Source organism: uncultured Modestobacter sp., from assembly GCF_947486615.1.
In the GTDB taxonomy this organism is placed as follows: domain Bacteria; phylum Actinomycetota; class Actinomycetes; order Mycobacteriales; family Geodermatophilaceae; genus Modestobacter.
The window spans coordinates 183,159-205,168 of sequence record NZ_CANKUD010000002.1; the positions used below are offsets into that span (position 1 = coordinate 183,159).

At 75.7% G+C, this 22,010-nt stretch carries 22 protein-coding genes; 9 read left to right on the plus strand and 13 right to left on the minus strand.

The genetic code is table 11. The features are described from left to right. Positions 1 to 49: 49 nt before the first annotated feature. From Q1A09_RS04190 to Q1A09_RS04200, 3 genes are all read right to left on the minus strand, one after another. Positions 50 to 721 (minus strand): PH domain-containing protein, encoded by a 672-nt coding sequence (locus tag Q1A09_RS04190; protein WP_299952225.1) that lies wholly within the window; start codon positions 719 to 721, stop codon positions 50 to 52. 8 nt (positions 722 to 729) lie between these two features. Next, positions 730 to 885, minus strand: a complete 156-nt coding sequence (locus Q1A09_RS04195; RefSeq protein WP_299952226.1) for a hypothetical protein — start codon at positions 883 to 885, stop codon at positions 730 to 732. 176 nt (positions 886 to 1,061) lie between these two features. Next, a complete protein-coding gene (locus Q1A09_RS04200; protein ID WP_299952227.1) occupies positions 1,062 to 1,685 on the minus strand; it encodes a DUF6758 family protein in 624 nt (207 codons plus the stop codon). Positions 1,686 to 1,790: 105 nt separating this feature from the next. Here Q1A09_RS04200 and Q1A09_RS04205 point away from each other — a divergent pair, with 105 nt between their 5' ends. Then, positions 1,791 to 2,204, plus strand: coding sequence for an NUDIX domain-containing protein (locus Q1A09_RS04205; RefSeq protein ID WP_299952228.1), 414 nt, complete (start codon positions 1,791 to 1,793; stop codon positions 2,202 to 2,204). A gap of 75 nt (positions 2,205 to 2,279) precedes the next feature. On the opposite strand, the gene Q1A09_RS04210 is transcribed toward Q1A09_RS04205, so the two are convergent. Continuing rightward, positions 2,280 to 2,786 carry a MaoC family dehydratase gene (locus Q1A09_RS04210; RefSeq protein ID WP_299952229.1) on the minus strand — a complete coding sequence of 169 codons (507 nt, stop codon included), beginning with the start codon at positions 2,784 to 2,786 and terminating at the stop codon, positions 2,280 to 2,282. Between the two features lie 142 nt (positions 2,787 to 2,928). On the opposite strand from Q1A09_RS04210, the gene Q1A09_RS04215 reads away from it, so the two are divergent. Together Q1A09_RS04215 and Q1A09_RS04220 are read left to right on the plus strand one after the other, a co-directional pair. Continuing rightward, a complete protein-coding gene (locus tag Q1A09_RS04215) occupies positions 2,929 to 3,417 on the plus strand; it encodes a hypothetical protein (protein ID WP_299952230.1) in 489 nt (162 codons plus the stop codon). After that, positions 3,414 to 4,340, plus strand: a complete 927-nt coding sequence (locus Q1A09_RS04220; protein WP_299952231.1) for an MFS transporter permease — start codon at positions 3,414 to 3,416, stop codon at positions 4,338 to 4,340. Before Q1A09_RS04215 ends, Q1A09_RS04220 begins: the two co-directional genes overlap by 4 nt. Before the next feature lie 136 nt (positions 4,341 to 4,476). Here the strand turns inward: Q1A09_RS04220 and Q1A09_RS04225 are convergent, their stop codons facing one another. Beyond that, on the minus strand, positions 4,477 to 4,770 hold the full coding sequence (locus tag Q1A09_RS04225) for a WXG100 family type VII secretion target (protein WP_299952232.1): 294 nt from the start codon (positions 4,768 to 4,770) through the stop codon (positions 4,477 to 4,479). A gap of 153 nt (positions 4,771 to 4,923) precedes the next feature. Here Q1A09_RS04225 and Q1A09_RS04230 point away from each other — a divergent pair, with 153 nt between their 5' ends. Then, positions 4,924 to 9,132 (plus strand): FtsK/SpoIIIE domain-containing protein, encoded by a 4,209-nt coding sequence (locus Q1A09_RS04230; protein ID WP_299952233.1) that lies wholly within the window; start codon positions 4,924 to 4,926, stop codon positions 9,130 to 9,132. 9 nt (positions 9,133 to 9,141) lie between these two features. Here the strand turns inward: Q1A09_RS04230 and Q1A09_RS04235 are convergent, their stop codons facing one another. The 4 genes from Q1A09_RS04235 to Q1A09_RS04250 all read right to left on the minus strand — a co-directional run bounded on the left by Q1A09_RS04235 (position 9,142) and on the right by Q1A09_RS04250 (position 13,201). Further along, positions 9,142 to 9,642: a DUF6912 family protein gene (locus Q1A09_RS04235; RefSeq protein ID WP_299952234.1), complete on the minus strand. Its 501-nt coding sequence runs from the start codon at positions 9,640 to 9,642 to the stop codon at positions 9,142 to 9,144. A gap of 72 nt (positions 9,643 to 9,714) precedes the next feature. After that, positions 9,715 to 11,106, minus strand: coding sequence for a wax ester/triacylglycerol synthase family O-acyltransferase (locus Q1A09_RS04240; RefSeq protein WP_299952235.1), 1,392 nt, complete (start codon positions 11,104 to 11,106; stop codon positions 9,715 to 9,717). Between the two features lie 83 nt (positions 11,107 to 11,189). Next, the gene (locus Q1A09_RS04245; protein ID WP_299952236.1) at positions 11,190 to 12,470 is read right to left on the minus strand and encodes a chromosome partitioning protein; all 1,281 of its coding nucleotides are present in this window, start codon (positions 12,468 to 12,470) and stop codon (positions 11,190 to 11,192) included. After that, positions 12,470 to 13,201 (minus strand): SAF domain-containing protein, encoded by a 732-nt coding sequence (locus tag Q1A09_RS04250; protein WP_299952237.1) that lies wholly within the window; start codon positions 13,199 to 13,201, stop codon positions 12,470 to 12,472. Before Q1A09_RS04250 ends, Q1A09_RS04245 begins: the two co-directional genes overlap by 1 nt. Before the next feature lie 204 nt (positions 13,202 to 13,405). Here Q1A09_RS04250 and Q1A09_RS04255 point away from each other — a divergent pair, with 204 nt between their 5' ends. Continuing rightward, positions 13,406 to 13,645: a helix-turn-helix domain-containing protein gene (locus Q1A09_RS04255; RefSeq protein WP_299952238.1), complete on the plus strand. Its 240-nt coding sequence runs from the start codon at positions 13,406 to 13,408 to the stop codon at positions 13,643 to 13,645. 39 nt (positions 13,646 to 13,684) lie between these two features. Here Q1A09_RS04255 and Q1A09_RS04260 read toward each other — a convergent pair whose 3' ends face one another. After that, entirely contained in the window at positions 13,685 to 14,251 is a 567-nt protein-coding gene (locus Q1A09_RS04260) for a hypothetical protein (RefSeq protein ID WP_299952239.1), read from the minus strand. A 97-nt stretch (positions 14,252 to 14,348) separates the two neighbouring features. Here Q1A09_RS04260 and Q1A09_RS04265 point away from each other — a divergent pair, with 97 nt between their 5' ends. Both Q1A09_RS04265 and Q1A09_RS04270 read left to right on the plus strand, forming a co-directional pair. Next, a complete protein-coding gene (locus tag Q1A09_RS04265) occupies positions 14,349 to 15,065 on the plus strand; it encodes a LysM peptidoglycan-binding domain-containing protein (protein WP_299952240.1) in 717 nt (238 codons plus the stop codon). 49 nt (positions 15,066 to 15,114) lie between these two features. Continuing rightward, complete coding sequence (locus Q1A09_RS04270) at positions 15,115 to 15,687, plus strand: Rv3235 family protein (protein ID WP_299952241.1); 573 nt, start codon at positions 15,115 to 15,117, stop codon at positions 15,685 to 15,687. A gap of 147 nt (positions 15,688 to 15,834) precedes the next feature. On the opposite strand, the gene secA is transcribed toward Q1A09_RS04270, so the two are convergent. Continuing rightward, entirely contained in the window at positions 15,835 to 18,945 is a 3,111-nt protein-coding gene (secA, locus tag Q1A09_RS04275) for a preprotein translocase subunit SecA (RefSeq protein ID WP_299952242.1), read from the minus strand. Between the two features lie 89 nt (positions 18,946 to 19,034). On the opposite strand from secA, the gene Q1A09_RS04280 reads away from it, so the two are divergent. Both Q1A09_RS04280 and Q1A09_RS04285 read left to right on the plus strand, forming a co-directional pair. Then, positions 19,035 to 19,472, plus strand: a complete 438-nt coding sequence (locus Q1A09_RS04280) for a PPOX class F420-dependent oxidoreductase (protein WP_299952243.1) — start codon at positions 19,035 to 19,037, stop codon at positions 19,470 to 19,472. Further along, positions 19,469 to 20,032 carry a GNAT family N-acetyltransferase gene (locus Q1A09_RS04285; protein WP_299952244.1) on the plus strand — a complete coding sequence of 188 codons (564 nt, stop codon included), beginning with the start codon at positions 19,469 to 19,471 and terminating at the stop codon, positions 20,030 to 20,032. Before Q1A09_RS04280 ends, Q1A09_RS04285 begins: the two co-directional genes overlap by 4 nt. A 119-nt stretch (positions 20,033 to 20,151) precedes the next feature. Here Q1A09_RS04285 and raiA read toward each other — a convergent pair whose 3' ends face one another. Both raiA and Q1A09_RS04295 read right to left on the minus strand, forming a co-directional pair. Next, positions 20,152 to 20,904: a ribosome hibernation-promoting factor, HPF/YfiA family gene (raiA, locus tag Q1A09_RS04290; RefSeq protein WP_299952245.1), complete on the minus strand. Its 753-nt coding sequence runs from the start codon at positions 20,902 to 20,904 to the stop codon at positions 20,152 to 20,154. 95 nt (positions 20,905 to 20,999) lie between these two features. Beyond that, positions 21,000 to 21,770, minus strand: a complete 771-nt coding sequence (locus Q1A09_RS04295) for a ComF family protein (protein ID WP_299952246.1) — start codon at positions 21,768 to 21,770, stop codon at positions 21,000 to 21,002. Between the last annotated feature and the right edge of the window lie 240 nt (positions 21,771 to 22,010).

Here is a 22,010-nt window from a genome sequence, read left to right on the forward strand (position 1 = left end):
GCCTGCCGCACCGGGGTGCGCGCCCGTCGCGCGCGGTGACGCGGACCGGTCAGGACGGCGGGCGGGTGCGCGGGATCGGCGCGGTGTCGTGCCGGCGGCCCGACGTCAGCGGCGGTGGCATGTGCTGCTCGCGGGCGTCGCCGTCCCCACGGTCGTCGGCGTTCATCGACCCCTCGGCGTCCTCGTCGGAGCTGACCGGGTTGGTGGAGAAGTCGGTGCCGAACATCAGCTCCGACAGCCGCTTGTACAGCGACTTGGCGTGCGGCAGGAAGGTGATCTCGTCCAGGCCCTGCGCCTGCCCGGCGGACTCGAACCGGAACGTGCCGTAGCCGAGCACCTGCCCCCAGAAGGTCTCCTTCCAGGTCAGGTCGGTGATCCGGCGCAGCGGCATGACCGCGACCGTCCGGATGATCACCCCCGACGTCATGAGCACCCGCCGCCGGGTGATCAGGAAGTGCCGGACCCACCACTCGCCGACGTGCAGCCCGAGGTAGACCAGCGCGCCCACCACGATGAGCAGGCCGAGCACCGCACCGAACCGGTTCTCCGGGTCCAGCTGCAGCACCCACACTCCGACCGCGAGCGCCGGGAGGCCGCGGACCAGCGGGCGGGCCAGCACCGCAGGGTGCCGGCGGGTGGCGATGACGGGGGGCTCGTCGGGGAGCAGGTACTTCTCGGCGTCCTTGCCCCAGCGGGGGCGCCGTTCGCGCGGGCCGGACACGGCCGGGCTCAGATCAGGGATTCCACGAACGAGGACAGCGAGCCGGCCGCGTCACTGAGCGCGCCCCCGGCGCTGCGCACGATGCCGGCCGCGTCCTCGGGCCGCTGGATGACGTAGAAGACCACGAAGGCGATCGCCAGCCAGGTGAGCACCTTCTTCAGCACGGTCGCACCGTTCCTCCCATCGGGCAGCCAGGTGGTCGACGGCGTCCGGTGTGCCCCGGACGACGGCATGACGCACCACGGCCAGCTGGACCGCGCCCCATGGGTAACAGCTGCCCCAGGCGCAGCACCAGTCGCCACGCCGGGGTCTGCGGATCGATCCTGATCCGCCAGCTGTGTCAGTGGCCGGGCAGCAGTCGCTCGGTGGTCGGGCCCAGCGGCAGGTCCGGGTAGACCCGCTCACGCAGGTCCAGCAACGTCAGGTCCTCGGCCAGCAGCCAGGCCGCCGAGGCCGGCCAGGTGACCAGCCACAACCACACCCCGTGCGCCTCGCCCACGTAGGCGGCGCGGTCGTCGCCGGTGGGCACGAGCCAGAGCGGGGCCCGCTGCCCGGCGGCCTCGACGGCGACCGTCGACGGTCCGCCGACGAGCTCGCCGGGGTCGACGCCGGGCAGCCCGGCGTACCCGCAGCCCAGCCCGGTGCCGGGCTCCTCGGCGACCAGCACCAGCTCCGCCGCGCCGCCGAGAGGTGCCGGTCCGGCGCAGGCGACGACGATCGCCCGGGCACCGGGCTCACCGCCCCAGGCCAGCCCGGTGACCGCCCAGCCCCGCGGCATCGGGTCGGGCACCCAGGCGGGCACCCGGGCGTCGGCGCAGACGGCGCTGATCGCGTCGTGCGCGACGACCGCGGTGTGGTGCAGCGGGGTGACCGCCGCGTGCCGGCGGCACCACCCCTCGGCGGTGTTGCCGGGCCGCACCGTCAGCGCCTCGCCGCAACGCGGGCACACCGGGGAGACGCTCATCGCCGCTCACCGTCCTTGTTCTGCGAGGTGTTCGTCAAGAGTTGATCAGCAGCTGGTCGCGCGCGACCGGCGCGTCGTGCGTCCTGCCGCCGTAGCCTCGCCCACGTGGTCCGACCGCTGCCGGAGGTGCCGTGCGTCGGTGCCGTGGTGCACGACGGGCGCGGCCGGCTGCTGCTGGTGCGCCGGGCCCACGCACCGAGCGCCGGGACGTGGTCGGTGCCCGGCGGCCGGGTGGAGCCCGGCGAGTCCGAGGTCGAGGCCGTGGTGCGGGAACTGGCCGAGGAGACCGGGCTCACGGTGCGCCCGGTGCGTCCACTGGGGGCGGTGCGGATCGAGGGGGACGGCGTCGTCTTCACCGTCACCGACTGGTGGTGCACCCTCGCGGAGCCGGGCCGGCAGCCGGTGGCCGGCGACGACGCGGCCGACGCCACGTTCGTCGACGCGGCCGGGCTGGCCGCCCTCGACCTCGCCCCGGGCGTGCTCGCCACCCTGACGGGCTGGGGAGTGCTCCCCCGCTGACCCGGCCGAGCGGTCAGCTCCCTGCCCGCTCGGGCCACCGGCGCCCGGCTCCGGATCCGCTCGGGCCGGCGGCGCTCAGCTCCGGACCGGCTTGGGCCGGCCGGGCTGCTCGCCGCAGCGCGCCCGGCCGTGGGACTGCTTGGGCACCATGACCTTGCGCCGGAAGACGCAGACCACGGTGCCGTCCTGCTTGTAGCCGATGGTCTCCACGTGCACGACGCCGCGGTCGTCCTTGGACCGGGACTCGGTCTTGTCCAGCACGGTGGTCTCGCCGTAGACCGTGTCGCCGTGGAACGTGGGCGCCACGTGCTTGAGCGAGGAGACCTCGAGGTTGGCGATCGCCTTGCCGGAGACGTCGGGGACGCTCATGCCCAGCAGCAGCGAGTAGACGTAGTTGCCGACGACGACGTTCTCGCCGAACTCGGTGGTCTCCGCGGCGTAGTGGGCGTCCAGGTGCAGCGGGTGGTGGTTCATGGTGAGCAGGCAGAACAGGTGGTCGTCGTACTCGGTGACCGTCTTGCCGGGCCAGTGCTTGTAGGTGGCCCCGACCTCGAACTCCTCGTAGTACCGGCCGAACTGCATCTGGCTGCTCCCGCGGGTCGACTTCGGCGACGGACGACGCGGGTGGGGCTGTCGGGACGCCTGGTCCGCGGAGCGGAACGGGAGCGGCCGCGACGGAGCATCGATGACCCGTCTGGACGGGCGCCGATCCTACGATGGGCCGGTGCAGCTGCAGTCCGCCCCTGACCTGCCGGCCGATGCCGAGGTCGAGCGCCTGACCCTCGGTGGCCGGCGCGCCCGGCTCGCCGCGGCCGTGCTCGTGCTGGCCCTGTTGCTGGCCGGCACGGTCTGGGGGGACGACGACGCCTTCCCCTTCGGCCCGTTCCGGATGTACTCCACCCGGGCGAACCCCGACACGCCCGTGGTCTCGACCCGGGTGGTCGGGCTGACCGCCGCGGGTGAGGAGGTCCGGCTCTCCGGCGGTGAGGTGGGGCTGCGCCGCGCGGAGTTCGAGGGACAGCTCCCCCGGATCGAACGCGACCCGGCCCTTCTGGGGTTGCTCGCCGACTCCTACGCCGAGCACCACCCCGACGCCGAGGAGCTGGTGGCGGTGCAGGTCGTGCAGCGCCGTTTCGCGCTGGAGGACGGCCAGCGGACCGGTGAGGTCAGCGACCAGGTGCTGATCGAGCACGAACTGGAGGACGGCGAGTGAGCACCTCCGCCACCACCCCGGACACCGCGACGCCGGTGCGACCGCAGGAGGAACCGGCCGTCCCCGGGACGCCGCGCTGGTGGTTCCGGCCGGTGCCACTGGCCCGGATCGCGGTGTTCCGCGCGATCGCCTACCTGTTCATCCCGGTGGACGTCTTCCTGACGACCGCCTGGGTGCGCGCCCACGCCGACGTGCCCACCGACTGGTACGCACCGCTGCTGATCGGCCGGCTGCTGCACCTGCCCACCCCGACGCACACCGTGGTGCTGGTCGTGCAGTGGGCGCTGGTGGTCGCCGCGGTGGCCGCCGCCACCGGCCGCGCGCCGCGACTGCTCGGCATCGCCGTCTTCCTCCTCTACTCGGAGTGGATGGTCATCGCGATGAGCTACGGGAAGGTGGACCACGACCGGATCGCCTTCCTGGTGGCCCTGGCCGTGCTGCCGACGATCGGGCGGGCGCGGCTGCGCGACCGGCGGTCGTCGGAGGCCGCCGGGTTCGCGATGGCGGCCGTGCTGGTCACCGTGATGCTCACCTACTTCCTGGCCGCCTGGGCGAAGATCCGCTTCGGCGGCTGGGACTGGGCGACCGGCGCGACGCTCACCCGTGCGGTGGTCCGCCGGGGCACCGAGCTGTCCGTGTGGACCCTCGACGTCGCCTGGCTGCTGCCGGCCGCGCAGTGGGTGATGATCGTGGCCGAGCTGGCCGCCCCGCTGATCCTGCTGGTGCGCACCGACCGGGCCCGGATCGGCCTGGTGCTGTTCCTGCTCGGTTTCCACGTCATGGTCTACGCCGGCGTCGGGATCATCTTCCTGCCGCACTGCATCGCGATCCTGTCGATCCTGCCGTGGGAACGGCTCTCGGTGCTCCAGCGGCGGAGCCGGGTGGGGCTCCCAGCCGTGCCCGGGAGCCCCACCCCCGACTGAGTCACCCAGCCCGACTGAGTCATCCAGCCCGGCCGGGTCACCGATCCCCGGCCGGGACTGCTGACCCCGGCCGAGTCGGCCGGCTGCCGCGGGGGCACCCACCCCCGGCCGGGTCGTCGGGCACCGTGCCCGGCTCTCAGAGCAGCGCACCGATCCGGGCCGCCATCTCCGACTCGTGCTGCTGGTAGGCCGAGGCGACGGTGGTGAGCAGCTGCCCCATGCCGGTGAGCGCCTCGCTCACCCCCTGGCTGGACAACCGCCACTTCTCGTAGAGCTCGCTGAACTGGACGGCCGCCTGGCTGTCGGTCCAGCCCTCGAGCACGGAGCTGTTGATGCTCGCCGAGAGCGTGGTGTGCCGGGCGCTGGTGTCCGCGGCCTCTCCCTGGCACCGGCCCGCCATGGCGTTGAGCGTTGCGATGTCGACCTTCATGACCCCTCCTCGTCCCACCGGGCACCTCCCGGTGGGGCACGACGGTAGGGCGGTCCCCCGGTCGGTCGGGCCGGCCGTCCACAGGCCAGGCCGCCGTCCACAGATGTCCCGGCGGCGGCCCGCGGAGGTGCCTGCCCGGGCCAGCATCGGCCCGTGCTCCCCTCCTCCCTCCTGCCCGCGACACCCCGCGGCACCGTCGCCGGCGGGCCCCGCGACACGGGGTCCGCGGCGCCTCGCGGCGCCGACCGGACCTGGACCCTGGTGTCGCACGACGGCCCGGTCGACGTGGTGGTGCACGCCCCGGACGAGGCCGTCCTGGCCGACGTGCTCCCGGGCCTCGGCAGCGCGCTGGGCCATCCCTCCCCGCAGCTCTGGGCCGGCTCGACCGCCCTGACCGCCGGCACACCGCTGTCGTCGAGCGCGTTGTGCCACGGCGCGGTACTCGGGCTGGACCGTCCGGGGCCACGGTCGACGCCGGACCGGGCGTCCGGCGCACTGGAGGTCCAGGTGACCGGCGGGCCGGACGCCGGACGTGGCCTCGCTCTGGGCCAGGGAACGCTGGTGGTGGGGCGGGCGAGCGGCTGTGGCCTGGTGCTCACCGACCCGGACGTGTCGCGGCGGCACGCGGTCGTCTCCGTCGCCGGGGGCCGGGTCAGCGTCGCCGACCTGGGCTCGGCCAACGGCACCTCGGTCTCCGGCACCACCGACCCGGGTACGCCGTTGGGCACCGAGGGCCGGGAGTGGCCGGTCGGTGCCACGGTGCACCTCGGCTCGACGACCCTGCGGCTGACCGGCCCGTGCAGCGCGGTGCTCGACTCCGCACCCGCCAGGGGCGGTCGGGTCGGCATCCGGCCGCTGCCCCTGCCGGTTGCCGTGGCGGAGGGGACGTCCGTGCACTGGCCGGTCGCACCGGCGGAGCCCGCGCGCCGACGGCTGGGCTGGATCGCAGTGGCGTTGCCCGCCGTCGGCGGCGTGCTCATGGCCTGGCTGCTCGCCACCCCGCACTTCCTCTTCTTCGCCCTGCTCAGCCCGCTGGTCGCGGTGGCCACCTGGTGCTCGGACCGGTTGTCCGGCCGCCGGACCCACCGGGCCGCCCTGGCCGACCACGCGGCTGCGCTGGCGCGGGCCGCGACGGAGCTCGACCTTGCGGTCGCCGCCGACCTGGCCGCCCGGGAGGACCGCCATCCCGACCCGGCCCGGCTGGCCGCCGCCGCCCGCCGCCGCGCCAGCCCGCTCTGGTCGCGCAGCGGTGACCCCGCGCGCCCGATGCCGGTCCGGCTCGGGACCGGGGACGGGCCGTCGTCGGTGACCCGGGTCGAGCCGGACGGCAGCAGGGTCCCCGTCGCCGTCCGGCACGCCCCGGTCACGTTGCCGCTGGGCGGTGTGGGCGTGCTGGGCGTGGTCGGGCCGCGCGGGCCGGCGGTCGGCGTCGCCCGGTCACTGGTCTGCCAGCTGGCCACCCTGCACCCCCCGACCGAGCTCCGGCTGGTGCTGGTCTGCGGGAGCCGGGAGCTCACCGACTGGCGGTGGGCCCGGTGGCTGCCGCACCTGTCCGCCGTGGTCACCCCCGCCACCCCGCTGCCCAGCTCCCTCCTCGCGCCGCCTCACGCCGACCGGCCCGGGCCGCAGACGCTGGTGGTGCTCGACGGCACGCCGGACCCGGCCGTGGTCGCCGCCCTGGCCCACGCACCGGAGCAGGTCGTCCGGCTGGACGTCGCCGGGTCCGAGGTGGCGCTCGCCCTGCCCACCCCCGCCCGGCTCCAGGTGAGCGGGGAGACCGGCACCACCGGGCGGCTGCGCGCTCCCGGGCTGGAGCACGAGCGGACGCTGGCCCTGGACGCGGTCGGGGAGGCCGTCGCCGAGCGCCTCGCCCGGGACCTGGCCGTCCTCGCCGTGCCGTCGTCGGGCGGTGAGCTGCCGTCCTCGGCCCGCCTGCTCGAGCTGCCGGGCTCGGGCGCGGCGATGGACCCCGCCACGGGTGCCCCGCGCGGCTCCTGGCACCGCGGGCGCGGCCGGCTGACCGCCGTTCTGGGCCTGACCGGCGACGGCCCCCTGGTGGTGGACCTGGTCGGCGACGGTCCGCACGCCCTCGTCGCGGGCACCACCGGGTCGGGCAAGTCCGAGCTGCTGCAGACCCTCGTGGCCGGGCTCGCGCTGCACCAGCCACCGGACCGCTGCAGCTTCCTGCTCGTCGACTACAAGGGCGGGGCGGCGTTCGGGGCGGCCGCTGCGTTGCCGCACACGGTCGGCCTGCTCACCGACCTGGACAGCCACTCCACCGCCCGCGCGCTGCACTCGCTGTCCGCGGAGCTCACCCGCCGGGAGCGGCTGCTCGCCGAGCACGGAGTGCGCGACCTCGTCGACCTGCCGGCCACGGTGGACGCCGGCCGGCTGGTCATCGTCGTCGACGAGTTCGCCACCCTGGCCGAGGAGCTGCCCGGCTTCGTCAGCGGGCTGGTCGGCATCGCCCAGCGCGGCCGCTCCCTGGGCGTCCACCTGGTGCTCGCCACCCAGCGCCCCGCCGGGGTGGTCAGCCCGGAGATCCGGGCGAACTGCTCGCTGCGGATCTGCCTGCGCACGACGGACGAGAGCGATGCCCGGGACGTGCTCGGCAGCACGCTGCCCGCGCAGCTGTCCCCCGGCCAGCCGGGGCGGGCCTACCTGCGGAGTGGGAGCACCGCACCGGTGCTGCTCCAGGTCGCCCGCGTCTCCGGTGGCAGCCCGCCCACCGACGCGGCGCCCACCGTGACCCGCTCGACCTGGCCGATGCCTCCCGCACAGCCGGGCGCCCATGCCACGCCCGCCGGCGAGCCCGACCTGCAGCGGGTGGTGGCGGCCCTCGGTGAGCGGGCCCGCACCGAGCGCATCCCGCCACCGCACCGGCCCTGGCTGCCGCCCCTGCCCGACCGGCTGCCGGCCGACGCACTCGACCGGTGGCGCACAGACCGCGCCGCCTCGGTCCTGCGGATCGGCCTGTGCGACGTCCCCGACCACCAGCGGCAGACGCCGCTGGAGCTCGACCTCGCGATCGGCGGTGGCTGGGCCTTCGTCGGCGGGCCGCGCAGTGGCCGCACGACCGCGCTGGCGACCGTGCTGGCCGAGGCGGTCGCGCAGCTGCCACCCGACGCGCTGCACGTGCACGTGCTGGACCACGGCGGCGGTGCACTCGCCGCGACCGCCGCGTCGGGCACGCACACCGGCACGGCGGTCGGCCGGGACGACCCCCACCGCACGGTGCGGCTGGTGGCCCGGCTCCTGGAGGAGGTCGACCGCCGCCGGGCCGTCGGGTGCGCCGAGGCCCCTGCCCTGCTCGTGCTGGTGGACGGCTGGGAGAGCCTCGCGGCCCAGCTGGAGGAGGCCGAGCCTGCCACCGGGGCCGGCGGACTGCTCCGGCTCATCCGGGACGGCGCCGCGGCCCGGCTGACGGTGGCACTCACCACCGACCGGGCCGTCCCGGGCAGCCGGGTGGCGAGCGCGCTGCACACCCGGGTCGTGCTGCCCCTGCCCGATCGCGCCGACTACGCCGTCGCGGGGATCGCCGCCCGCTCGGTCCCCGGCCACCGCCCGCCCGGCCGGTCCCTGGTCGGGGAGGACGCGGTGGAGTGCCAGCTGGCCCTGCCCCGGCCGGCGGGCCGCACCCCGGCCGGTTCCCCGGCCGCCGCTGCCGGCGCCGGTCCCCTGCGGGTGGCCGAGCTCCCCGCCGACCCCCGACTCGACCTGCCCGACGCCGACCAGCTGGGGCCCGGTGACCCGCTCGCGCTGCCGCTGGGGCCCGGCGATGACGACGGCGCTGCGGTCAGCGTGGACGTCCAGCGCAGTGGCGGCCTCCTCGTCGTCGGTCCGCCCGGCAGCGGGCGCAGCTCGGCGCTGCACGCGCTGGGCCGGCACGCCCTCGCCCTGGGCGCCGCGGTGGCCGAGCTGCTGCCGGGCCCGGGCGCCGGGCCGGCGGCGGCGACCGGGCAGCCGGAGCGGCTGGACCGCGTGGACCCCGCAGCCCTCCGGGAGTGGGCACGGCGACAGGACGGCCGCCCGGCCCTGGTCCTGGCGGACGAGGTGACCGGGCTGCCGGACGCCGTCGCCGACCAGCTCAGCGCCCTGAGCCGGCCCAGTGGGTCGGTACTGGTGCTCGGCACCGGCACGGCCGCCGAGCTCGCCGGCTCCTTCCGAGGTCCGACCGCCGCCCTCCGACGGGCGCGGACGGCGCTGGTCCTGCGGCCCGGGCCCGGTGACGCCGAACTGCTCGGCCTCCGGCTCCCCCGCACCCCGCTGCCGGCACGGCCGGGCTCCGGCTGGCTGGTCACCCCCGCCGGCGCGACCCGGGTGCAGGTCGCCCGGCACCGCGGATCCGCCGACGCAGTCTGAGCCGGTCGCTCAGAGCAGCTCGAGCGCGGGACCGATCTCCTGGTTGGCGTACCAGGCCAGCTCGTGACCCTCGGCCTGGTCGACGACGAACTGGGCGTCGGCGCTGCCGAGGTCGGCCTCCAGCACCACGCCCACCGCCTTGCGGACGTCGTCCTCGGCCTCGGATCCGTCGATGTGCGCGCTGGCGACGTCCCGCAGCGCCACCGACGCGGTGGTGCGGGCGGCACCGGCGTCGGCGCCGTCGGCCACGATCGGGGTGACCGAGGCGTCGGGGACGTCGGTGGCGAGCACCACCCGGCGGCGGGCGGCGCCCGGGTCGACGTCCATCAGCCGCAGGCTGGCCCGGGCCGCGGCGATCAGCGCCGCGTACTCCAGTTCCTCGTCGTCGCTGAGCTCGTAGAACTCGCGCAGCTGGGGGGTGACCGTGAAGACCGTGAGCGGTCCCTCGAGTCGGCCCTCGTCGAGCAACCGCTGCAGCACGGTCGTCGTGGCCGGCAGGTACACGCGCACCCGGTTCGCCTCCTGAAGTCGTGGGACAGCGACCGTAACGTCGCCAGGAGGGAGATCTTCCCGGGCCGCCGCTCAGCCGGCCGACTCGACCAGGAAGGCGACCTCCGCCTCGATCAGGTCGGCCAGCGCGTCGACGTCGCTGACGCTGTCCCGGTCGGCGTTCAGACCGAAGTACACGGTGCCGTCGTAGCTGGTCAGACCGATGGACAGGCCCTGACCACGGACCAGCGGGACCACCGGGAACACCTCCACCATCCGGGCGCCACCGGCGTAGAGCGGGACCTGGGGCCCAGGGACGTTGGTGACAACCAGGTTGAACAGCCGGCGGGACAGCCCACTGGCCGCGCGCGCCCCCAGGGCGTGCAGCGTGGGCGGAGCGAACCCCGACAGCGCGCTGAGCGTGTCCGCCCCCACCGACTGCCCGCTGGGCGCCAGGCCGCGCATCGCGAAGCTGACCCGGGCCAGCCGCACCCGGGGGTTCGGCTCCCCCACCGGCAGGTCCACCAGGAAGGACCGGACCTCGCCGGGGGCGCCGTCCTCCTCCCCGCGCACCGACACCGGGACCAGGGCACGCACCGACGTGCTGCCGACCACCGGCTCGCCGCGGGACAGCAGCCACTCCCGCAGTGCCCCGGTCACCGAGGTGAGCAGCACGTCGTTGACCGTGCCACCGTGCGCCTTGCGCACCACCCGCAGGTCCTCCAGCGCCACCCGGGCCACCGCGACCCGCCGCTGCCGGCCGATCGGTGCGTTGAGCGGGCTGACCGGCGCCGGCGACACGGCCGTCCGTGCCAGCGCGGCCACGACCCCGCCGGCCACCCCGGCCCAGCGCGCGGCCGTCGCGCGGACGTCGCCGACCGCGGTCCGGGCGGTGTCCAGCACCGCCGAGGGGCGCTGCAGGTAGTCCTCCACCGCCTCCCAGACCAGGGCCACCGGGCCCGGCGGGCGCCGGGGCAGCCACGGGTCGACCACCGGAGCCAGGGCGGCGTCCGGGTCGGGGTCCAGGATCACCTGGCCGATGTCGATGGCGCCCAGCCCGTCGACCAGCGCCGGGTGGGTCTTGGTCACCACCGCCGTCCGGTCCCCGGCCAGCCCTTCGACCAGGTACATCTCCCACAGCGGGCGACTGCGGTCCAGCGGCCGCGCGGTCAGCCGGGCGACCAGGTCGAGCAGCTGCTCCTGGCTGCCCGGGCGGGGCAGCGCCGAGCGACGGACGTGGTAGCTGACGTCGAAGTCCGGGTCGTCGACCCAGGCCGGGTTCGCCAGGTGGCCGGGCACCTCGAGGACCTTCTGCCGGTACCGGGGCACCAGCGGGAGCCGGCTGCGCACCAGCTCGATCAGCGCCTCGTGGTCCAGCCCGCCGGAGGGGCACTCGAGCACGAGGACGGCGCCGACGTGCATCGGCGTGCCGGGCTCCTCCAGGTACAGGAAGGACGCATCCAGCGCGGTGAGCCGTTCGACCACAGCGTGACCCTCCTCACTGACGGCTTGTCCACGCTACGTCCCGGGGTCCCCGCCCCGGGACACCGCCCTCCCGGCAGCACCGCTCAGCCGGAGCGGCGGCTCCGTCGGCCGGTGGTCGCCGGCACGCCGGCCAGCTCTGCCGCCAGCGTCCGGAGGCCGGTGCGCAGGGGCGACCCCGCGGCGACCTCGGCGAGCGTGCGCCCACCGGCGAGGGCCGCATCGGTCGCCCGCCGGTCGGCCGGCAGGAACGCCCGGACCTCCTGGCCGGCGAACCGGCGCAGCGCCGACGCGATCTCCTGCCGGGCGTCCCCGGGCACCGGCCCGCGGCGCAGCTGGTTGACCACCACCTGCGGCGAGACGTCGGGCAGCACGTCGCGGAGCTCGGCCAGCGCCCGCACGGTGCGCTGCAACGCCACCGGGTCGGCGCCGCTCACGCAGATCACCTCGTCCGCGGCGGCCAGGACGGTGAGGGTCGCCCCGTTGCGCCGAGGCGCGGCGGTGTCGAAGGCCAGCTCCTCGTCCTCCTCCAGCGAGAAGCCGCAGTCCACGACGGTGAGCGCCGACAGCCGGCGGGCCTCCTCCAGCAGCACGCCGATGCCCTGCGGCCGCAGCTCGGGCCACCGGTCGGCGCGGGTGAGCCCGGTGAGCACCCGCAGCTGGGGGGTCACCGCCCAGGCCAGCCGGGCCAGCCCGGCGGCGTCCAGGGTCCCGGCGGTGGCCTGCCGGGCCGCCGCCACGATGCCCGGCGACTCGTCCAGCAGCCCGAGCAGCTGGGCGACCACCCCGCCGTAGACGTCCCCGTCGACCAGCAGCGTCGGCACGTCCAGCCGGGCGGCCTCGTCGGCGAGCCCCACGGCCACCGTCGTCCGGCCGGGTGCGCCGGTCGGTCCCCAGACGGCGACCACCCGGCCCCGGCCGGCCGGCCGGGTGGCGGGCTCGGGCGGGAGGCCGAGCACCGGCAGCGCAGCGCGGGGGTCGCCCACGTCGTGCCCGGACGACGGCGCACCCGACACCGCCGCGCGCAACGCCTCGGCGATCTCCTCGGGCGGGGCGTCGGCGGGGAGCACCCGCGCCACACCCAGCTGGCGGAGCCGGTCGGTGGCCCCGCTGTCCCCCGGCTCGACCAGCCCGACCACGGCGATCCCGGCGGCGGTCAGCCGGGCGACCGCGGCACCGTCGAGCCGGCGGAGCTCGGCCGACAGCAGGGCGGCCTGCCCGGTGCCGGTGGTCGCGGCGGCCAGGAGGTCCGCGACGTCGACGCACCGGCGGACGACGGTCACCCCGTGGTCCTGCCGGTCCAGGGCACCGACCAGCTCGGACTCCCACGCTGCGCCGGTGACCGCGGTGAAGACCTGCAGCGCCATCAGCCGGTGGGCCCGGCCGGGCCGGTGCCGGCGTCCGGACCCGTCCCGGCCGCGTCGTCGACCGAGCTGCGGACCACGACGACCAGGCCACGACCGCCGATGGCCGCCAGCACGTCCGCGGCGTCACCGGCCGGCACCGCGACCACGACCTGCACCGTGCTGCCCGCGGTCGACAGGACGCCGTCACCGCGACCGCTGACCGCCTGGACCGGGGCGGCCGAGAGCGCGAGGTCGACGTCCCCGCCGGTCGCGGTGTCCGCGCCGACGGTCGGGTCGGCGACGGCGTAGACGTCGATCAGCTGGCCGCGGGACAACTGCGGTGGCACGTAGCCGGCCTGCACCGGCAGGGCCAGCTGCACCAGGTCGGCGGGCTCCTCCAGGGCCGAGCGGGGCAGCAGCTCCCCGTCCCGGACGGCGCGGGCGAGCACCCGGCCGGCCGGGCGGGTGCTGGTGGCCAGATAGGCCGCGGCGACGTCGTCCAGCCGGACGTCCACGGCGACCAGGTCGTCGGCACCGAGCACGGTGCCGGCCGCCAGGTCACCGGCGGCCGACCAGACCGGGACCGTCGCGTCGGCCGCCGTCACCACCCGGGCACCCAGCAGGACCGACCCGAGGACCAGCAGGACACCGAGCACCAGGCGCAGGTCCAGCCAGCGGGGTGGCCGCACCCGGCGGGGTGCTGCGCTGGCCTGCGCCACCTCGACGGGCGGTGCTGCGGTGGACGTGCTCATCGGTCGGTCATCCCTCGCCCCGTCTGCTGTGCCGCGGTGTGCGGCATGCCGCCCGACCTCGTGCTCCTCGGCCGGGGAGGGAGATCATGACCGAGGAACCGGGGGCAGCGCAGGCGTCGTCCACACCTTCGGGTGGACGACGCACCCCGATGTCACCCGGCTGCCACACTGGCGGGCACCTTCGACGGGAGAATCCGGACCCTCATGGCCACCCAGCGCTTCCTCACCCTCGACGACGTCGCGGAGATCCTCAACGTCTCCTGGTCGCAGGCCTACGCACTGGTGCGTCGCAAGGAGCTCATCGCCATCCAGATCGGCGGCCGCGGGCAGTGGCGGGTCGAGAAGGACGAGCTGGAGCGCTTCATCCAGCAGAAGTACGCCGAGGCCCGGGCCGTGGCCGAGGAGCCGGTCGGCGAGGACGCCGGGGTCGACTCACCCCGCTGACCCACCGGGCCCCGGCGGAGACGGTGCCGGCCGGGCGGCTCAGCCGCCGGCCAGGGCGGTCCGCACGGCGACCACCGCCGGCAGGGGCAGCGTCCGCACGCCGGTGACCGCCCCGCGGCGCCGCGGGGCGTCCAGCGGGTGCTCGGCCAGCTCCACGAAGTCCGCGCCGACCCGGTCGATGGTGCCGGTCGGCGCCGTGCCGTCGGCCAGCAGCACCTGCACCCCCGCCCGGTCCCGCGCCAGCCCGCGCAGGGCCCGGCGCAGGTCGAGTGCCCGGGCCACGGTGCCCTCCTCGACCGCCGGTGCGGTCAGCGCGCTCAGCCCGCCGACCGAGCACACCGCGCGCACCGCCACCAGCACCTCCCGGTCCTGCGGGTCGGTCAGCAGCAACCAGTCGACGCCGACGTCGGTGAGCCGGCCGCTGAGCTGACCGGCGCCGGTGCAGCCCAGCGTGAGCTCGTGCCCGCGTGCGCCACCGAGCCGGTCGGCGAGCCGGACGCGCCCGTACTCCGCCCGGGCACGCGAGCCGTCCTCGGCCCGCTCGGCGACGGACTCCTGCTCGGCCACCTGGGCCTCGAGGTCGGCGAAGAGCTGCTCCCAGCGCATGTCCGGGAGCGTAGCTCGTCCACAGTTCATTGCATTTGGTTGCGTTTGCTTGCGTTCATGGTGTTTGGTCACCCCGACGAGAGGAGGCGCTGTGTCGATGCCGCGCTGGGTGGGGACGACGGCCGCGATGGGCGGTGCCGGCTGGCTGCTGGCCGTCATCGGTGCCGCACCCGCAGAGCTCCGGGCGGCCGCGCAGGCGCCGCAACAGCTGGTCGACACGGCCGGCGCGGACGCCCTGGTGGTCGTGGTCGTCACCGCGCTGGGCTGGCTGTGCTGGTCGTGGGGCGCGCTCGGGCTGCTGCTCACCGCGGCCACGGCCGTGCCCGGCTGGACCGGCCGGCTGGCCGGCGTCCTCCTGTCCGGAGTGCTGCCGGCCGGCGCCCGGCGGGCCGCCGCTCTCGCGATCGGCCTCGGGCTCAGCGCCACCGCCCCGCTGGCCGTACCGGCCGGGCCGCCTTCCGTGGCGGTGTCCACGGTGGGCGCCGAGCGACCGGCCGGGGACCCGGTGCTCCTCGACTGGCCGGCGCAGTCCCCGGCGCTGGACTGGCCGGCAGCACCGGACCGACCCACCGCACCCTCCACCGGGCCACCGGTACCGGACTGGCCGTCCGCCGCGCCCGCCGGTCACGTCGTCCTCCGCGGCGACTGCCTCTGGGACATCGCCCGCGACCACCTGGCCGGGGCCGGCGCCCCGGTCACGGACGCCGCCGTCGCAGCGGCCGTGCAGGCCTGGTGGCACACCAACGCGGTCGTGATCGGTCCGGACCCCGACCTGCTGCTGCCCGGTCAGGTGCTGCAGCCACCACCGCCGTGATCCCCGACCCCGCGACCCACCGCCCATCCCGCACGCCCAGGAGACCCGCATGACCGCTCCCCTGTCCCCGTCGCCGCAGGCGCCGATCGACCCCGCGCGCAGCACACCGGGCCGTCGGGTCCACCTGACCGTGGTCCGGACGCCGGGTCCGCCGCTGGCCGACGAGCGGGAGCCGGTGCGGCTGCTCGTCCCCGGTCGACGCACCCCCCGGCCGGTGCCGCCGCCCGGCCCCCGGCCACGGCTGGACGCCCGGCCGCTCGACACGAGCGACGACTTCGGGCCGGCCTGGACCCGCCGGACCGAGCTGCCCGATCCGCAGGCGGTGGGCCGCCAGCTGGTCACCTCGGCCCTGGAGGCCTTCGCCGGCCGGCGGCCGATCGGTCAGCTCCAGGCGCTGGTCAGCCCGCCGTTGTTCGCCGCGCTCACCCAGCGGCGCCGGCCCCGGTGGTGCAGCGCGGGGACGGCACCCCTGGTGATCAGCTCGGTGCGCGTGTGCGAGCCGGTCGACGGGGTGGCCGAGGTCAGTGCGGTGGCTCGCCGGGGCGGCCGGGCGCATGCCGTCGCCGCCCGGCTCGAGGGCCTCGACGGTCGCTGGCGCTGCACCGCGCTGCAGATCGGCTGAGCGGGGACCCCGTCCTCCTCAGCCCTCGCGAACCCGGGACGAGCGGCTGGTCGGGGGTCGGGGCCACAGCAGGACGCCCCGCCGACCAGCCGGTCGGCGGGGCGTCACCCGCAGCGGGCCCCTGGACGGGGCCGGCGTGCCCTTCGATCAGGCGTTGCCCGCAGCACCGTGGCACTGCTTGAACTTCTTGCCCGACCCGCAGGGGCAGGGCGCGTTGCGCGGGGTCTCCTTGGTGCCGGTGACCGTCGCGGTCTTCGCCGCCTTGGCCCGGCCGCCGTCCTTGGCCGAGGGGTCCAGGCTCGGCGCGCTGTAGCTCAGCTGCTCCTGCTTCGGCGCCTCCAGCCCCTTGACCTGCAGCTCCGGCCCGGTACCGGACGGCTCCGCCACCGGCTCGGCCGTCGTGGCGGCGGCCGCCGGGGGCGCCGGCTTGCGGGTGCGCCGGGCCGCGCCCGTCGTCCCGCCACCGTTCGCACCGGCCCGGGGAGCGGCACCGTCGGCCTGCACCACGGGGGCGGCGGCGTCGGCCTGCACCGCCGGTGCAGCGGCGTCGGCCTGCACCACGGGGGCGGCGGCGTCGGCCGGCGCCGCCGGGGCGGCACCGTTGCCGTTCGACGTCGGCTCGGCCACCGGAGCGGCCGGCGCCGCCGCGGCAGCAGCTGCGGCCTGGCGGGCGAGCACCCGCTCGGTGCCGGCCTGCGCCTTGGCCAGTGCGTCGGCCTCGGCCGCGGCCTGCTTCTGCGCCGCCTCCGCCGTCTGCTGCTCCTTGGTCTTGACCTCGAGGTTGAAGAGGAAGCCGAGGGACTCCTCCTTGATCCCGTCCAGCATCGCGTTGAACATGTCGTAGCCCTCGCGCTGGTACTCCACGACCGGGTCGCGGTTGGCCATCGCGCGCAGGTGGATACCGGCCCGCAGGTAGTCCATCTCGTAGAGGTGCTCACGCCACTTGCGGTCCAGCACCGACAGCAGCACCCGCCGCTCCAGCTCCCGCATGACGTCCGAGCCCAGCGTCTCCTCGCGGGTCGCGTAGGCGGCGTGCACGTCGGCGAGCAGCTCGTCCTGCAGCACGTCGGCGGTGAGCACCGCCTGGTCGCCCTCGGCCACCCGGTCCAGCATCTCCTGGCGGTCCAGGCCCACCGGGTACAGGGCCTTGAGCCCCGTCCACAGCTGCTCGAGGTCCCAGTCCTCGGCGTAACCGGCCTCGGTGGCGCCCTTCACGTAGGCGGTGACGACGTCGTCGACCATGGTCTGCACCTGCTCGTGCAGGTCCTCGCCGTCGAGCACCTTGCGGCGCTCGTCGTAGATGACCGTGCGCTGCCGGTTCAGCACCTCGTCGTACTTCAGGACGTCCTTGCGGACCTCGAAGTTCTGCTGCTCCACCTGGGTCTGCGCCGAGCGGATCGCCCGGCTGACCATCTTGGACTCGATCGGCTGGTCGTCGGGGACGCGCAGCGTCGTCATCATGTTCTCGAGCATCGGCCCGTTGAACCGGCGCATCAGGTCATCGCCCAGCGACAGGTAGAACCGGGACTCACCCGGGTCGCCCTGGCGGCCCGACCGGCCGCGCAGCTGGTTGTCGATCCGGCGGCTCTCGTGCCGCTCGGTGCCCAGCACGTACAGCCCCCCGGCCTCGGCGACCTGGTCGTGCTCGGCCTTCACCTGAGCCTTGACCGCGGCCAGGGTGTCGTCCCAGGCGGCCTCGTACTCCTCCGGCGTCTCCGCCGGGGACAGGCCCCGGGCCCGCAGCTGCTCGTCGGCGATGAACTCGGCGTTGCCGCCGAGCTGGATGTCGGTACCGCGACCGGCCATGTTGGTGGCCACGGTGACCGCGCCCAGCCGGCCGGCCATCGCGATGATCGAGGCCTCCCGGGCGTGGTTCTTGGCGTTCAGCACCTCGTGCGGGATGCCCCGCTTGAGCAGGTACTTCGCCAGCACCTCGGACTTCTCCACGCTCGCGGTGCCCACCAGCACCGGCTGGCCCGCCTCGTGCCGCTCGGCGATGTCGTCGACGACGGCGTCGAACTTGGCCTTCTCCGTCTTGTAGATGACGTCGGCGCGGTCCTCACGCACCATCGGCCGGTTCGTCGGGATCGGCACGACGCCCAGGGAGTAGGTCTGGGAGAGCTCGGCGGCCTCGGTCTGGGCCGTGCCGGTCATCCCGGAGAGCTTCTCGTAGAGCCGGAAGTAGTTCTGCAGGGTGATCGTGGCGAGGGTCTGGTTCTCGTCCTTGATCTGCACCCGCTCCTTGGCCTCGATGGCCTGGTGCATGCCCTCGTTGTAACGCCGCCCGGCCAGCACGCGGCCGGTGAACTCGTCGACGATCAGGACCTCGCCGTTGGTGACGATGTACTGCTGGTCCTTCTTGTACAGCTCCTTGGCCTTGAGGGCGTTGTTCAGGTAGCTGATCAGCGGGGTGTTGGCCGCCTCGTAGAGGTTGTCGATGCCGAGCTGGTCCTCGACGAACTCGACACCCTCCTCGGTGATGGCGACCGTCCGCTTGGCCTCCTCGACCTCGTAGTGCCGGTCGCGCTTCATCAGCGGGGCGATCCGGGCGAACTCGCCGTACCACTTGGCGCTGGTCTCGGCCGGACCACTGATGATCAGCGGGGTGCGGGCCTCGTCGATGAGGATCGAGTCGACCTCGTCGACGATGGCGAAGGCGTGCCCGCGCTGCACCAGGTCTGCCTTGCTCCAGGCCATGTTGTCGCGCAGGTAGTCGAAGCCGAACTCGTTGTTCGTGCCATGGGTGATGTCGGCGGCGTACTGCTGGCGGCGGGTGGCCGGCGGCTGGCCGGAGACGATCGTGCCGACGGTCAGGCCGAGGAAGCGCTGCACCCGGCCCATCCACTCCGCGTCGCGCTGGGCCAGGTAGTCGTTGGTGGTGATCACGTGCACGCCGTCGCCGCTCAGCGCGTTGAGGTAGGCCGGCAGCACACCGGTCAGGGTCTTGCCCTCACCGGTCTTCATCTCGGCGATGTTGCCCAGGTGCAGCGCCGCGCCACCCATGATCTGCACGCGGTAGTGCCGCTGGCCCAGCGTGCGGGTCGAGGCCTCGCGGACCACGGCGAACGCCTCGGGGAGCAGCTGGTCGAGGGTCTCCCCGTCGGTGTACCGCTGCTTGAACTCGTCGGTCTTCGCGCGCAGCTCGGCGTCGGTCAGATCGGTGACGTCGGGCTCGAGAGCCTCGACCGCATCGGCGATCTTGGACAGCCGTCGGACGATCTTGCCCTCACCGGCACGCAGGATCCTGTTGAACACCACGACCCCAGCGTAGGCGGCCGTCCCGCGCAGCGGTCCCGGCGCGGCCGAGGGCGCTACCCGGACCGGCTGGTTCCGTACCCTCCGCGGGCGTGTCCCCCGACTCCTCCCCTTCCGCTGACCTCTTCGGCCCGGGGCTGGTGGCCTTCTTCACCGAACGGCACCTGGCCACGGTCACCACCCTGCGCGCGGACGGCAGCCCGCACGTCGTCCCGGTCGGGGTCACCCTCGACCCCACCACCGGGATGGCGCGGGTGATCACCTCCGGGACGTCGGCCAAGGCCCGGCACGTGCGCGCCGGGCAGTCCCGCGTCGCGGTCTGCCAGGTGGACGGCCGCTGCTGGGCCACCCTGGAGGGGACGGCGGTGGTGCGGGACGACGCCGCGTCGGTCGCCGACGCCGAGGCCCGGTACGCCGCCCGGTACCAGCAGCCGCGGGTCAACCCGGCCCGGGTGGTGCTGGAGATCTCGGTGGACCGGGTGCTGGGCAACGCGGAACGCTGGCGGGCCCCGGCGGAGGAGCAGCGATGACGGAGCTGGACCTGGGCGGCATCGACCTGGTCACCGAGGTGGTGCGCACCGAGCGGCTGGTGCTGCGCCCGTTCCGGGACGACGACGTCGACGCCGTCCTCGCCGCCTGCCAGGACCCGGAGATCGGTCGCTGGATCCCCGCCGTGGGCCCGCGCTACACCCGGGAGGACGCCGTCTCCTGGGTCACCCGGGAGGCACCGGGCGAGCGCCGCACCGGCACCGGGCTGACCGTGGCCATCGAGGCCGACGGCCGGCTCGTCGGCTCCACCGGGGTGCACCGGATCAACCAGCACCCGCTGGGCCCGGAGGTCGGCTACTGGATCGCCCGCGAGGCCCGCGGCCGGGGCTACGCGGTCGAGGCGGCGCACGCGATGGCCGAGTGGGCCCTCGGGCTGGGCGCGCCCCGGGTCTACCTGGTCGCCGACGTCGCCAACGTCGGCTCGCAGTCGGTCGCCCGCCGGGCGGGCTTCACCCAGGAGGGCGTGCTGCGCTCCTACCTGCACTACCGGGACGGCGCTGTGGCCGACGCATCGCTGTTCTCCCGCCTGCCCGGCGACTGAAGGAGGAACCTCCCTGCTCCCCCACCCGCGCGCTCGCGGCGGGCCCCTGCGGGGAGGCCGACGGCGGCGAGCCGCCCTCCGCGGCTGCGGAGGACGGCTCGCCGGTGTGCGGTCGGGGCTCAGGCGGGCGTGAGGTCCCCCGCCGCCGCGGACGAGGCGACCGCCGAGGCTGGCGCACCACCGTCCTGGGCTCCGGCCGGGGCGCCCAACCGGATGAGGCCGTAGTCGAAGGCGTGCCGGCGGTAGACCACCGAGGGCACACCGGTGTCGGCGCAGAGGAACAGGAAGAAGTCGTGGCCGACGAGTTCCATCTCGTAGAGCGCCTGGTCGACGTGCATCGGGGTGGCCGGGTGCACCTTCTCGCGCACGATCTGCCCGGGGAGGTGCTCGTCCAGGTCGGTCACCAGCGGCCCGTCGGCGAGCGCGGCCTCGATGTCGGCCGACGGTCGCCCGTCGGAGGTCGTCTCGGGGGCGCTGCTGCCCCCGGCAGAGGTGCTCAGGGTGGGCACCGCGTCCTCGACGGCGGCGACGCCCTCGATCCGCACGCTGGGCGGCGTGCGGCGGCCGTGGTGCACCCGGCGGCGGTCGTTGGCCCGCCGCATGTGGTTCTCGAGCTTGCCGGCGGCGAGCTCGAGGGCGGCGTAGAAGTCGGGGGCGCACGCCTCGGCGCGGGCCACCGGCCCCTTGCCCCGCAGCGTGATCTCCACCCGTTGGCAGTTCGCCGCCTGGCGGGGGTTCTTCTCGTGCAGCAACTCGACGTCGATGCGGATGACCTTGCCGTCGAAACGTTCGAGCTGGCCGACCTTGTCCTCCACCTTCTGGCGGAAGTGCTCGGGCACCTCGACGTTGCGACCTCGGACCACGATCTCCATGAGACCTCCCGGTTGAGCGCGGGCTGTGATCGAACCGACGCTAGCCGCGTTTGCCCGGTACCGACACCGGAAGCCGACCGGTTCCCAGCGGCTGCTCAGCAACGCACGGTGAACGCCCCAGGTGGTGGCGGGACGGCCGGCCGGCGGACGCGCCGCGGAGTCGCCGCGACCACCGCCCCCAGCACCGGCGTGTCCTCCCCACCCCGGTCGAGGGCAGCCAGGGCACGCGCGGCCTCGGTCAGCGTGGCACCGCTGCTGACCACGTCGTCCACCAGCACCAGCCGGCTGCCCGGCGGCAGCACGACCGGCCGGGCCCGGAACCGGCCGGCCAGGTTCGCCCGCCGCTGCGCGGCGTCCAGACCGGCCGAGTCCCGGGTCCGCCCGGCCCGGCCGAGCACCGGCAGCGTCACCGCCGGCACCCCGGCCCGCCGCAGCTCGACGACCGCGGACCGGGCCAGCTCGCGCACGTGGTCGCGACCGCGGCTGCGCACCGCTGCCGCCGAGCTCGGCACCAGCACCAGCGGCCCGGCGCTGCCCGGCCGACCGGGGGGAGCCGGGGGCAGGCCGGTCAGGACGGCGACCACCGCCAGGGCGAGCGCGGTGCCCAGCGGACCGGCCAGCTCCGCCCGCCCGCGCTCCTTGAACGCCAGCACCGCCGGCCGCACCGGCCCCGCGTACGCCCCCGCCGCCACGGTGGGCGGGAAGCCCGGTGGGTGGCGGCGCGGCTCGGCGAGCCGCGGCCGGGCCAGCCTCGCCCGGCAGGCGGGGCAGAGCAGCGCACCCGGGACGGCGCACCCGGCGCAGTCCTGCGGCAGCACCAGGTCGGCCAGCACCCGCGCGCCGAGCGTGCACAGCGCGACCGGCATCCCGGCCCGGCCCACCGTCCGGAGGCCCTCCCCGCCCCCTGGGACCTGCCCACCCCCGGCGACCTCCCCGAACCGTGGGGCCCCATCCCGTGAGGCCTGGCCGCCCCGGAAGGGCTGATCGCCCCGGGAGGCCTGACCGCCCCGTGGGAGCTCGTCGTCGTCCCGCATGCCCCGACGGTGCCGGGCCGGCGACCTCCCCCGGTGCCCACCGCCCGACCTGGGGACGGGCACCCCGGCTGG

Excerpts from the sequence above, each read along its gene's own strand:
- raiA (WP_299952245.1), bottom strand. The coding sequence starts at position 20,904 with ATGGAGATCGTGGTCCGAGGTCGCAACGTCGAGGTGCCCGAGCACTTC.
- Q1A09_RS04285 (WP_299952244.1), top strand. The coding sequence starts at position 19,469 with ATGACGGAGCTGGACCTGGGCGGCATCGACCTGGTCACCGAGGTGGTG.
- Q1A09_RS04200 (WP_299952227.1), bottom strand. The coding sequence starts at position 1,685 with ATGAGCGTCTCCCCGGTGTGCCCGCGTTGCGGCGAGGCGCTGACGGTG.
- Q1A09_RS04270 (WP_299952241.1), top strand. The coding sequence starts at position 15,115 with ATGACCGCTCCCCTGTCCCCGTCGCCGCAGGCGCCGATCGACCCCGCG.
- Q1A09_RS04210 (WP_299952229.1), bottom strand. The coding sequence starts at position 2,786 with ATGCAGTTCGGCCGGTACTACGAGGAGTTCGAGGTCGGGGCCACCTAC.
- Q1A09_RS04265 (WP_299952240.1), top strand. The coding sequence starts at position 14,349 with ATGCCGCGCTGGGTGGGGACGACGGCCGCGATGGGCGGTGCCGGCTGG.
- Q1A09_RS04260 (WP_299952239.1), bottom strand. The coding sequence starts at position 14,251 with ATGCGCTGGGAGCAGCTCTTCGCCGACCTCGAGGCCCAGGTGGCCGAG.
- Q1A09_RS04250 (WP_299952237.1), bottom strand. The coding sequence starts at position 13,201 with ATGAGCACGTCCACCGCAGCACCGCCCGTCGAGGTGGCGCAGGCCAGC.
- Q1A09_RS04295 (WP_299952246.1), bottom strand. The coding sequence starts at position 21,770 with ATGCCGGTCGCGCTGTGCACGCTCGGCGCGCGGGTGCTGGCCGACCTG.
- Q1A09_RS04225 (WP_299952232.1), bottom strand. The coding sequence starts at position 4,770 with ATGAAGGTCGACATCGCAACGCTCAACGCCATGGCGGGCCGGTGCCAG.
- Q1A09_RS04245 (WP_299952236.1), bottom strand. The coding sequence starts at position 12,470 with ATGGCGCTGCAGGTCTTCACCGCGGTCACCGGCGCAGCGTGGGAGTCC.
- Q1A09_RS04255 (WP_299952238.1), top strand. The coding sequence starts at position 13,406 with ATGGCCACCCAGCGCTTCCTCACCCTCGACGACGTCGCGGAGATCCTC.